Here is a 10,890-nt window from a genome sequence, read left to right on the forward strand (position 1 = left end):
AAAATAGAAACTCTATTTCTTATCTTCAAGTTTCACCCGTTCGTATCTTAACTGTACTAATCCAGATTCAAAAGCTTTACTTTCAATTAGTTTAAGATTGTTTTCTGTGTCTGTATCTCTAAAAAGCCTTATTCCTTTTCCCAGTAGAATTGGGATAATGGATATTACATATTCATCAATCAAATCTTTATCTCTAAATGCTCTTACCACTTCAGATCCACCGTCAATAAAAATGTCTTTGCCTTCCTCTGTCTTAATTTTCTTTATCAATTCATCAACATCTCCACTGAAAAAATGAACATTTTCATCTGAGCCTTTTAGTGTTTTAGAAAGTACATAGCAATTTCGTCCTTTATGGGGAAATTCCACATCAAAAGTTAATACCTTCTCATATGTTTTTCTTCCCATAAACACAGTATCTACAGTCTCTACAGTCTCTACAGTCTCTACGAACTCATTATATCCATAGTCTTCGTTGTCACGCTCTACAATAGACAGCCAGCTGATTTCATCGTTCTCTCTTGCTATATATCCATCAAGACTTTGAGCTATATATAATACTACCTTCCTCTGGTTTTCCACTAAAAACCCTCCTATAACAAAACTGTTTTTATAGAAAATTATACTTTGTAATTTAAATTTATACATATTCAATATTTTTCTAGCTTTTTATTTTATCACGCTACAATCATTAAAATTAAGCATTAAAAATAATTATTCTTAGGAGATATTTATGATTATTTAGTTTCAAAATATTTCTTTGGCCTAAAAGTAATAGCAGCACCTGAAATCTTTTCATTTACTTGGTATTGGTATTCAATCTTAAGGCTTATTTCTTTCTGAGTATCACTAATAAGACTTTGTAACTCTTCCCTTTCAAAGGGTATTATAATGTCATTTGTAATGTTATATAATAATCTTCCTTTATCATCTTTTTCTAGTTTTTCAAATTTTTCTTCTAAATTAATATCCTTAATTTCAATCTCACATTTAGTGAAATTAATTAATATTTCATTACTGTCTATCGCCACCACTATATTAGATGACTGAGGAGTTTTAATTTTATTGGATTTATCTTCTAATTTCTTAAATTCTAATTCTTTTTCATAGCTAGAAAATTTACTTTTATAACCGATTAAAGTATTTACTTTTATATCATGAGATTCAATTAAGTCAAATAGATAAATCAGTGCATTTTCGTCATTAAACAAAACTTCTTTATAATCTATTTGATGCTTTTCAATAAGAAACTTTAAAAGAAATTCTGTAAATTCATAGTATAACCTTTCTATTACTTCATCTAGAATCTTTTCAAGGATCTTTGCATCAGCGAATACTGACCTATGAAATGAAAATTTTTCTATGTTTTCTTCGTCTTTTAAATTGAAAATTTTAAATGGTTTTATAATTTTTTCAACTACTTTTTTATTAAGTAGATTTTCATATCGAACTATTTCTTTCTTATCTAAAGCTTCTAACTTAGCATCTTCAATTTCTTTCGATTTATAAATGTCAACTAATATCTCTACAAATCTATTTAGGTCATCTTCTATATCTCCTTCCGCTAAATCCTCGTAAAATATAGTTTTAATAAATTTTTTGTAAGATTCTATAGTTGATACTTTTTGTGGGCCTGGAACGTTATTCAAGAAACTAAAAATATTTGTTCCCAAAATCACTTTTATTGATTCTCTTAAAGAATCAATATTTTTCTCTGTATAAATTGCATAGTAAATCAAAAAAACATCAATAATATCATCTAGTATCATTGATTTCCTGTCATATTCTGGCATTAATTCCCATCCGTTTAAATTTTGTCTTATCAAATCAAAAGTGCTATTTATAGTTAAGTCTTCAAGATATGTACATAACAAATACTCTGAAATTGATTTTTGATATTCTTTTAATATATTTTGTGAAAAAATCTTTAAATTCTCTTCAGCTAATTTTTCTTTATACGCCAAATAATATAAATATATTATTATGGAAAAATAATATGCATTCATCTCATCTGTTAAATTGTATTCAACCGTTCTCTCTAATTTATCTATATCTCTAATTTATCTATAAATGTTCTTTTGAAAACTTCTTTATCTTGATTATCTATTAATATTTTAGTGTACTTTTTAAGTTCATTCATTATTACAGGAATATTTTCACTGTCTTTTTCATCGTATATATCTCTAGTAATCTGGTCATAATAATACTTTTTTTGATTTATTATATCTGCTTTTCTAAATTCAGAAATTTTATTATCATTATTTAATATGTTTAGGTATATTGTATGAAAAATTAATGTTATTGAATGATTATTTCGATAGATTTCTCCATTTCTATTTTTGAAATTTTGACATTTGTAAACTTTCCATCTAATTGAATTGAGAATTGACAAATCTCTTAATTCTTCAATATCAAAAAATCTGATACCATTTAAAAACTCACTTGAAGTCCCATCCCAAATAGAAAATTCCTTTGCAATGGTCTTATGTCAATAAAACGGACAACACAAATGTAATATATTCTAGAATCTATTAACTTGCATGCTTTTTTTCATAATCATATGGCGAAGCCATATGGCAGTGACTATGAATTCTTGTAGTGTTGTAAAAGGCTTCTATATATTCAAAAATCAGCCTATGAGCATGGTTGAGGTTCTTTATGACGAACCTGTTCAGATACTCTCTTTTTATCAGAGCATGAAATGATTCGATTACAGCATTGTCCCAAGGCGTAGCTTTCTTGGAATAGCTTCTGATGAATTTACCTGACGGTGTAGCATCCATATATGCTTTGGACACATACTGGACGCCTCGATCGCTATGAATTAGTATCGGAGCATCTGAATATCTTGAAGATTTTGCTTTATTTACAGCTGCCAATACGCTGTCGCTTGAAAGTGAATCCGAAAGATTCCATCCTACAACTTTGCGAGAAAACAGATCCATTATTGTTGTCAGATAAACGAATCCATCCAGTGTCCACACATAAGTTATATCCGTTACCCAAACTGTATTTGGAGATTTAGGCGAGAACTTTCTGTCAAGGATATTTTTAAGCTTGATATCAAAATCCGGATCGATAGTAGTTCTTTTATATGGGCTTACCCAGATGGCTTTTATTCCTAATTCACGCATATAGTTTCCAACCGTTTTTTCTGAGATTATATGCCCTTTGCTTCGAAGTATGGATGTGATCTTAGGAGCTCCATAGATTTGTTTTGATTCGTTGTAAATCTTTATGATTTCTTGTTTTATCCCCTGTTTTCTGATCTTTTGGCTTGAATTTTGTCTTTTCATATAGTCATAGTATCCAGAGGATGATACGCCTAGTATTTTAAGCACACTATTAACTGAAATACGGCGTTCTTTAGATAATTTAGCAACTTCAATATATATTGCTTCAGTTAATCTTTGTTTAGTATGCCTATGGCCTTTTTTAGGATTTCAAGTGCATCTTCTTTATCTCTTAGTTCCTTTTTAAGCTTTGCAATTTCCTTTTCGGAATCCGACGAATAGTTACCAGAGCCTCTGTGATTCACAATATTATCATTGTTTTTTGCATTTTGGATCCAGTTGTTAAGACTCGAAGCACTTATTCTTAGATCCGCGGCAGCGGCTTTCATAGATTTACCGGATGAATGGTAATAGCTGACTGCATCTTGTTTGAATTCTGCGCTATGCTTTGTATTTTTTGTTCCCATATTATCTCTCCTTATCTGATAAAATCATTATATCAAATTCAAGGATATATCATGTTTAGCTTCTCCGTTATTTATTCTAACAGCAGCAATATCTCTTTCTTTAAATAAGATACTATATATTTGATCAAAATACTCATAAGACATTTTTAATATCTTTCCTCTTGTTTTGCCCAATCCCTTAGAAAATATTTCTATGAGATTATTTTCCCATTTTGCTACAAGTGCTTTATCATTAATAAAATTCTTTATAGATTTCTCAAAAATTATTATTAATAAATCCATATTTTCTTTGAATCTTAAGGTTTCATCTCTATCAATAGCAGTTAATGTATCATTAAATAAAGTGTCTAAAAGTTTTATTTCTGTATACTTTCCTTTAATATGATTACCAATTTCCTTTTTTAGTGGTTCTCTTCCCTTGAAAACTTCAAAAATTTCTACACTCATAAAAATAATTAAAACTATTGTTAAAATAAATACTGAAATAACCAAATTGTAAAATTTAAAAGAAATAAAAAAATAATTTATTAGAATAAGACTTAGTAGGAAAATTATTATATTTTTATGTTTTAGAACTTTTGGCTTCATTTGCATTATGTAATGAGAAATTGAAACTCCATATATCGTTTCATTACTCACTCCCGACATTAAAGAAATTAATGCAATACTTAATGTTGTAATTGTAGCTTGTATTTGATAGATAGCAACCATAAATTCAGGAAAATTTTCTACTTTAGATATAGAACAATCTGGAATCAAATGCACTGTAGGTAAGTCGTTCAACATACCCGAAAATAAAGCTATAATCGAAAAAAATAATCGTCTATTCATCGCCCCACCTCAATCTATTTTTTAAATAGTTCTAAAAACTTGATGTTATTAATTTTTTTCATTTTCAAAATTTCTCTTTTTTCTTATAGCCCAAAAACAACATCCGCTTACACAAAACAGAAGAATTGCTATTATATATTTATAGAGGTTATGGTGACTACTCGTTAAGAATATAGCTGTAGGTCCACCCGCACCACCTATTATAGCTACAGAAGATGCTTCTCTTTTAGAAAACTCCATATTAAAACGATTTTTTAGATATATCTTAAATAAAAAATCACTAAAAGTTAGAATTCCTCCCATCAAAGCAGTTGATATCATTGTAATTTTTAAAAATCTACTCTTTTTCATAAAATCAATTCCTTTCAACAACCACATCTATTCCTATTACTCCATATTGCTTATCACTAATATCTATTCTTTTTGCAACAGTTATAATTCTTTCCCCACTCGTAATATCTTCATACACTTCGGAAATATATATTCCATCTTTCATAGCTTGAGTATACCATGGCCTTGTTCTGGCATCATAATCTCCTGGTAGCTCTGCAAAAGGATATATATAAAATTCGCCTGTCTCTTTTGCAAGATACATGTGCTGCATTACTAAATCACTATTATTTTCAAATGCAGATATCACTTCAACTGCATTTTCTTTTTCTATAATATGTAGATTTTCTATAAAATAATTTAGAAGCGTTTCGATTTCTTTTACATCTACATTATTTTCATAGTTTTCTTCTATAATTGTAGTTGTTTCAATCTCAGTATTTTCAAAGCCTATATCAAAAGCCACTCCACACCCGCTTAAAACTATTGAACTAAAAATACCTATCAGAAAATATTTAATTTGATTTTTCATATAATCCCCCTGCTAATTATTTATAAGATTACTAAAATACTTGTTTCTATGAATCTATACATATCACAATGAACTACTCCTTTATCATACATTTATATATTAATCTCTCATAAAGCTTTTTATTAAGTTAGAAAACCCATATGGAATATATAATATTCCTGCAAGGGATCCGAAAAATCCAGCCCTAAGCACAAGCCTCAAGTATCCTGTTATTTCAGGATTTTTCAAAGCATATTCAAATGCAGTTAAAGTAAGAGCACAAAATACTCCTTTTAAAATCATTATTATCCCTTGTTTTGTAGTATGATTTGGCTCCATAGATGCTCTTTCTCTTATTTCGTCATCTTCAACTTTACGTAAATTTTTATCCTCAAGCTCTCTCAGTCTTGCTACAGAATTATATCTCCAAAACATTATAATCCCCCTATTTTATGAGATTTCTTCAAATCTTAACTGATTATTAATAATCTTATAAGCTTTATCAATAATATCTCTATCTTCAATTGTGTATACAAGCTTAATATCAATAAAAAGTATTTTGTATTTATAGTAAATTTTAAGATTTTCATTGTTTTTTTCTATGTTTTGAATTTCCTTCCACGTAAAAGCAAATTTGTCCCCAACTATTCCTTTAATTGTAATCCTTTTTCTTGATAAGCCACAAACATGTATTAAAAAGACTATGAATAGTGGTAGTAGACTTAATGATATTTTTATTGGAATTGCCTGTAGATAGGTATCATAATATCCATGCATTATTGACAAAGCTATATCTGAGTTAATATCTCTATATATCACTATTAGATACATTATTGAAAGGACAACGTTTATAAAAATACCTGCTTTAGGATATTTCTTATACAGCTGTTTATTTTTAATAGGTATTAGCGTCTTTCCAAATGAAAAGTTTCTGTAGAGCTGCTTTATTATCAAATAAAAAATAATTATATAAGATATTGATACTAATAAAATTACTATAATATCGCTAGGACTAAAATTTCCCATAAAAACCCCCATTGAATTAGTTAAAGAAGAAACATAGTTCTTAATCATTATTATTTTCATCTTCATAATACTCTTATTCACTCAAATAGTTAAGCGACATAAATGCACTACTTTAAAATATGGACTTTAAAGAAAAAATATTAACGAAAGGATTAATTAAAAGAATCTTAAAATTATGAAAGTGGAGTCTTAGGAAATTTTATGTATTTTAGACTTGATAAATTGCATTTAGCCCCATCCATAAGGCCAAGAATATACCAAACAGCGCAATATGAAATATGGGAGAGAGACTTATTAAGGAAATTCTTTTATTCTTTAGTGTTTCTCTTAATGAAAAGATATACGTAATTAAATATGTTCCAGCAAGGAACATTGTGATTAAGGCTACTGCGCCTTGTATAAACTCATTAAACTCAGACCAATTTGTCATTCCAATGTTTGCAACAGACATTAGAGTTCCAATCCAAGATATTAGAGAAAACGGTATTGGCAGTGCCAAAAGGATAAATAGCAATATTATTGATTTTTTATTGTTTTCCAAATTATCACCCCTTCTCTTTTATCATTTTTTCTATATCTTCAATTCTCTTCTCATTCATCCTAAACCTTCTAGGAATAGCAACTGAAAAGGTATAAATAGCGTAGATTATACCTATCAACACCAAGATATTTAATATTTGAAATATAAAACCCCAATCAAACTGTACTCCAAAATTATTCATGAAAATTTCCCCCTTTTATTTTTTATCTTACCAACAAAATCTCCCTTCTCTATCTCTACCCATTTATAAGAACTCTACTAATTTTATCCGGTACCTAAAAGTTCTAAGAGGCACTGGATTTACGAATTAAAATGGGCGTCCCTATATCCAATTTATCAAATATTTCCATATATATAAAGTTCTTTTGATATAATATAAGAGTCGATTCGAATAAATGGAGATGATATGAATGTCTAGCATAATAAAGATAACGAACCTTAGAAAAAGCTATGGAACTAATGAGGTCTTAAAAGGTATAAACCTTGATATCCAAAAAGGGGATATTGTGGGATATATCGGACCAAACGGTTCTGGAAAAAGTACTACAGTAAAAATACTCCTTAGTATACTTACAGATTACGAAGGGGATATAGAGATTTTTGGTGAAAATATAAAAAATAACCCTGTAAAGTACAAATCTAAAATCGGATATGTGCCTGAGGTTGCAGAGCTTTACGAAAGCCTCACTCCTAGAGAGTTTTTAAACTTTTTAGGTGGAATCTACGGCATGGATGAATCTGAAATAGATACAAAGGCTATGCAGCTCATGGATATATTTGGAATTAAGGAAAGCTATGATTCTAGGATCTCTTCCTTTTCAAAAGGTATGAAGCAAAAGGTACTGATAATCAGCAGTATGATTCACAATCCAGACATACTTTTTTTGGATGAGCCTCTAAGCGGTCTTGATGCCAATAGCGTAGCAGTCCTTAAAGAAATACTTCATCAGCTTTCAAAAAAAGGCAAAACTATTTTTTATTCGTCTCATATCATGGACGTAGTTGAAAAAATAAGCTCTAGAATAGTGCTTATAAAGGATGGACAAATCCTAGCTGATGGGAGCTTTGACGAACTTAAAAATATAAATTTAGATAGTTCTCTTGAAAATATATTCAATCAGCTTACTGGATTTAACGATCATACTGACCTTGCCAAGAAGTTTGTAGATATAATTGGAGGGGAGTAAGATGAGTGATCCATTTATACTAAAACTAATTGATAAAATCAGCTTTTTTTATGGCTTTTTCGGACTTGATTATAAAGAGATAAGGAAAATATTAAAAGTTAAGTTAATTATGGACGAAAGAAGAACATCAAATATATCAAATGTAGAAAGTAAAAACGGAAAAACAAATCTTTTCAAAAAATCATTAATTGTGTATGCATTTATTGGATTTTTTGTTGGAATAACAATGCTTTCTCCTATCCCTTTATTTATCAAAGGAAATATTATATTTGGACTTTCGTTTTTTATGATAATGTCAGTCCTTATATCGGACTATTCCTCTGTGCTTCTTGATGTCAAAGAAAAATCAATACTTGGAAGTAGGCCACTTAACCCTAAGAGCATTAATGCAGCAAAGATGAGTCATATAGCTATTTATATATTTCAAATAGGAATGGCAATAATGGGACCAGCTCTTCTGATGGGTTCTTATAAGCATGGAGCTTTGTTTGGAGTTGCTTTTGTCCTTGCATCTATACTTCTTATAGCTATGACTGTATTTCTTTCTTCACTTATGTATTTTCTCCTCCTTAAGTTTTTTAGTGGAGAAAAGCTAAAGGATATATTAAATTATTTTCAGATTTTTATATCTATATTCATAATGATTTTTTATCAGGTGATGGTAAGAATATTTGAAATCTCTGAGCTTACCGCAACATTTTCTCAGGGTACGTGGACTCACCTTATTCCTTCTGCATGGTTTTCATCATTTTTGATATTGGCTACAGAAGGTTTTGAGGATAATTACTATATAGTGTCTGCATCACTTGGACTTATTATTCCTGTCATTCTTTTTACAGTTTATTCAAAGGGAATAGTTCCCTATTTTGAGGCAAATCTTCAAAAGATTTTTGAGTCCTCATCAAATGAAAGATATAAAAAGAAAAGAGTAGGGCTGTTAGAAAGAATCCTATCACGAGACCCAAGAGAAAGAGCATTTATATCTCTTTCTAAAAATATAATGGCTAAGGATAGGAAGTTAAAATTAAAGCTTTATCCAGGGCTTTCATTTGCAGTGATATTTCCATTTATATTTCTTCTTAATTTAGCAAGTGGGCTTTCCTTTGATGAATTTAGAGAAACTTTACTATCTGGAAGATATTATATGTATTGCTATTTTTCAATTATGTTTATAGTTAGTCTTCTCCCCCTTATAAGTACTAGTGAGAACTACAAGGCTGCTTGGATATACAAGGCAATGCCTCTTGATAACCCGCAGATTATATTTAAAGGAGCTGTAAAAGCTTTTATTATAAAATACGTGATTCCAGTTCAGGCTTTTATATGCATACTATTTTTGATTATATATAACATGACAATACCTTTTGACATGATATTGCTTCTTATTAATTCAATACTTGCCATTGTTCTTGCATTTAAGTTTTCGGAAAAAAGGCTACCCTTTAGTGAAGACTTTGAATATCTTAAAAATAATAATATGGCCATGCTATTTACAAGCGCTCCTATATATGGTGGACTTGCACTAATTCACTTTATATCAGGAAATTTCACATATGGCATTTTCGTAGCAATCCTAGTTTCATTAGCTGCTCTTTTAGTTACTTGGAAAAAAGGTTTTAAGGTAGAGTGGAAGGGACTTTAAACAATATTTTGTATAAAAATAAGGAAAGTACTAGATATGCTGCCTAGCACTTTCCTTATTTTATTTAAACAATATATATTTCATTTTGTGATGAATTACTCTTTTTCATTTTTAGCATAATACTCATATATAAAAATCCCATAGGCTACTATTGTAAAAAAAACAGCTATAAAAAGAAAACCCATTATATAATAATTTGGTTTTGGTAGCTGTCCAAAAATTTTAAATAGGTAGTGCCTTCTCATATGCTGATTAAAATAGAAAATACCGAATATGAAAATGAAATTTGTAATAGCATGATATAGAAAAATCTGATATTTATTTCCTTTTTTTATGAAATTTTTTATATATTTTTTCATAAGATAGCCCCTTCTTATATTGATTCTCCTCTTATTCTAAGGAATTATATACAGCTTCATTTTCTTTGATGACATTTGGTAAAAGAGGATATACATATTCAAAAAAGTATTCCTGTTCTATATACCAACCAAAACTACCTAAATTTTCCATAGGAAGACCAGATACTAAATCATAACCATGCATTATAGAGTTATGATCAAGGGTGTAAGGAAGAACATCCATTGCACCTTTGCCGTTGATATCTTGATTAGGATTATATTTAGAAAACCAATAGCTCATATCTACATAATTTTTTCCATTTATTTTCTTAATAACAATAGCTGAGCCATCTCTAATAATAACTTTCTGTTCTTCTGGACTCCAGTGAAGTTGAAGCTTGGTGTTATCTGATAAATCTTTTAAAGACATATAAGTTCTTCCATCGATATTATAAGCTTGAATATTTAATGCTTCGTCGTTGATTTCTATAGAGTAGCTGACAGGTAATGCAGTTTTATTTTTATTAACTGCAAAAGAATCATTAGAAGGTTGAAGAAATAAAACAAAAATAAAACAACAAGCGAAGCCTAGTAAAAATGCAGAAATAAGAGATATTATTATCAATATAATAAATTTTTTTATAATAATCACTCCTTGATTATTTTTTATTATATAATCCATTACTCATCCCGAATTATTCATAAAAAAATAATTTAGGCTCTTAATTCAGAAATTAGAAAATTCCACAATAAAAGTTCTTAATTTTAGTTTTCTACTCAAATG

At 29.1% G+C, this 10,890-nt stretch carries 15 protein-coding genes; 2 read left to right on the forward strand and 13 right to left on the reverse strand.

All coding sequences use genetic code 11. The annotated features are described in order from the left end of the window. Positions 1 to 12: 12 nt before the first annotated feature. From J2Z35_RS05415 to J2Z35_RS05470, 12 genes are all read right to left on the reverse strand, one after another. On the reverse strand, positions 13 to 582 hold the full coding sequence (locus J2Z35_RS05415) for a dihydrofolate reductase family protein (RefSeq protein WP_209660263.1): 570 nt from the start codon (positions 580 to 582) through the stop codon (positions 13 to 15). 155 nt (positions 583 to 737) lie between these two features. Continuing rightward, complete coding sequence (locus J2Z35_RS05420; RefSeq protein WP_209660265.1) at positions 738 to 2,006, reverse strand: hypothetical protein; 1,269 nt, start codon at positions 2,004 to 2,006, stop codon at positions 738 to 740. A 41-nt stretch (positions 2,007 to 2,047) separates the two neighbouring features. Further along, complete coding sequence (locus tag J2Z35_RS05425; RefSeq protein ID WP_209660267.1) at positions 2,048 to 2,392, reverse strand: hypothetical protein; 345 nt, start codon at positions 2,390 to 2,392, stop codon at positions 2,048 to 2,050. 139 nt (positions 2,393 to 2,531) lie between these two features. Then, positions 2,532 to 3,395 carry an IS3 family transposase gene (locus J2Z35_RS05430; RefSeq protein WP_209660301.1) on the reverse strand — a complete coding sequence of 288 codons (864 nt, stop codon included), beginning with the start codon at positions 3,393 to 3,395 and terminating at the stop codon, positions 2,532 to 2,534. 8 nt (positions 3,396 to 3,403) lie between these two features. Further along, positions 3,404 to 3,700 (reverse strand): transposase, encoded by a 297-nt coding sequence (locus tag J2Z35_RS05435; RefSeq protein WP_209660269.1) that lies wholly within the window; start codon positions 3,698 to 3,700, stop codon positions 3,404 to 3,406. Between the two features lie 27 nt (positions 3,701 to 3,727). Then, entirely contained in the window at positions 3,728 to 4,531 is an 804-nt protein-coding gene (locus J2Z35_RS05440) for a hypothetical protein (RefSeq protein ID WP_209660271.1), read from the reverse strand. Between the two features lie 48 nt (positions 4,532 to 4,579). Beyond that, positions 4,580 to 4,882: a sodium ion-translocating decarboxylase subunit beta gene (locus J2Z35_RS05445; RefSeq protein WP_209660273.1), complete on the reverse strand. Its 303-nt coding sequence runs from the start codon at positions 4,880 to 4,882 to the stop codon at positions 4,580 to 4,582. A 4-nt stretch (positions 4,883 to 4,886) separates the two neighbouring features. Then, positions 4,887 to 5,393, reverse strand: coding sequence for a PDC sensor domain-containing protein (locus tag J2Z35_RS05450; protein WP_209660275.1), 507 nt, complete (start codon positions 5,391 to 5,393; stop codon positions 4,887 to 4,889). 99 nt (positions 5,394 to 5,492) lie between these two features. Further along, positions 5,493 to 5,807, reverse strand: coding sequence for a hypothetical protein (locus J2Z35_RS05455; protein ID WP_209660277.1), 315 nt, complete (start codon positions 5,805 to 5,807; stop codon positions 5,493 to 5,495). A 15-nt stretch (positions 5,808 to 5,822) separates the two neighbouring features. Next, complete coding sequence (locus J2Z35_RS05460; protein ID WP_209660279.1) at positions 5,823 to 6,398, reverse strand: hypothetical protein; 576 nt, start codon at positions 6,396 to 6,398, stop codon at positions 5,823 to 5,825. A gap of 208 nt (positions 6,399 to 6,606) precedes the next feature. Further along, entirely contained in the window at positions 6,607 to 6,939 is a 333-nt protein-coding gene (locus tag J2Z35_RS05465; protein ID WP_209660280.1) for a hypothetical protein, read from the reverse strand. Positions 6,940 to 6,943: 4 nt separating this feature from the next. Continuing rightward, a complete protein-coding gene (locus tag J2Z35_RS05470) occupies positions 6,944 to 7,120 on the reverse strand; it encodes a hypothetical protein (protein WP_209660282.1) in 177 nt (58 codons plus the stop codon). Between the two features lie 229 nt (positions 7,121 to 7,349). Between J2Z35_RS05470 and J2Z35_RS05475 the strand changes: the two genes are divergently transcribed. Next, positions 7,350 to 8,126: an ABC transporter ATP-binding protein gene (locus tag J2Z35_RS05475; RefSeq protein WP_209660284.1), complete on the forward strand. Its 777-nt coding sequence runs from the start codon at positions 7,350 to 7,352 to the stop codon at positions 8,124 to 8,126. Between the two features lies 1 nt (position 8,127). Continuing rightward, positions 8,128 to 9,768 carry an ABC transporter permease gene (locus J2Z35_RS05480; protein WP_209660287.1) on the forward strand — a complete coding sequence of 547 codons (1,641 nt, stop codon included), beginning with the start codon at positions 8,128 to 8,130 and terminating at the stop codon, positions 9,766 to 9,768. Positions 9,769 to 10,158: 390 nt separating this feature from the next. On the opposite strand, the gene J2Z35_RS05485 is transcribed toward J2Z35_RS05480, so the two are convergent. Continuing rightward, positions 10,159 to 10,788: a stalk domain-containing protein gene (locus J2Z35_RS05485; protein WP_209660289.1), complete on the reverse strand. Its 630-nt coding sequence runs from the start codon at positions 10,786 to 10,788 to the stop codon at positions 10,159 to 10,161. Positions 10,789 to 10,890: the final 102 nt, after the last annotated feature.

Origin of the sequence: Acetoanaerobium pronyense (genome assembly GCF_017874355.1) — a bacterium.
Classification (GTDB): domain Bacteria; phylum Bacillota; class Clostridia; order Peptostreptococcales; family Filifactoraceae; genus Acetoanaerobium; species Acetoanaerobium pronyense.

Excerpts from the sequence above, each read along its gene's own strand:
- J2Z35_RS05420 (WP_209660265.1), bottom strand. The coding sequence starts at position 2,006 with ATGAATGCATATTATTTTTCCATAATAATATATTTATATTATTTGGCG.
- J2Z35_RS05435 (WP_209660269.1), bottom strand. The coding sequence starts at position 3,700 with ATGGGAACAAAAAATACAAAGCATAGCGCAGAATTCAAACAAGATGCA.
- J2Z35_RS05440 (WP_209660271.1), bottom strand. The coding sequence starts at position 4,531 with ATGAATAGACGATTATTTTTTTCGATTATAGCTTTATTTTCGGGTATG.
- J2Z35_RS05445 (WP_209660273.1), bottom strand. The coding sequence starts at position 4,882 with ATGAAAAAGAGTAGATTTTTAAAAATTACAATGATATCAACTGCTTTG.
- J2Z35_RS05450 (WP_209660275.1), bottom strand. The coding sequence starts at position 5,393 with ATGAAAAATCAAATTAAATATTTTCTGATAGGTATTTTTAGTTCAATA.
- J2Z35_RS05455 (WP_209660277.1), bottom strand. The coding sequence starts at position 5,807 with ATGTTTTGGAGATATAATTCTGTAGCAAGACTGAGAGAGCTTGAGGAT.
- J2Z35_RS05460 (WP_209660279.1), bottom strand. The coding sequence starts at position 6,398 with ATGGGAAATTTTAGTCCTAGCGATATTATAGTAATTTTATTAGTATCA.
- J2Z35_RS05470 (WP_209660282.1), bottom strand. The coding sequence starts at position 7,120 with ATGAATAATTTTGGAGTACAGTTTGATTGGGGTTTTATATTTCAAATA.
- J2Z35_RS05475 (WP_209660284.1), top strand. The coding sequence starts at position 7,350 with ATGTCTAGCATAATAAAGATAACGAACCTTAGAAAAAGCTATGGAACT.
- J2Z35_RS05480 (WP_209660287.1), top strand. The coding sequence starts at position 8,128 with ATGAGTGATCCATTTATACTAAAACTAATTGATAAAATCAGCTTTTTT.
- J2Z35_RS05485 (WP_209660289.1), bottom strand. The coding sequence starts at position 10,788 with ATGGATTATATAATAAAAAATAATCAAGGAGTGATTATTATAAAAAAA.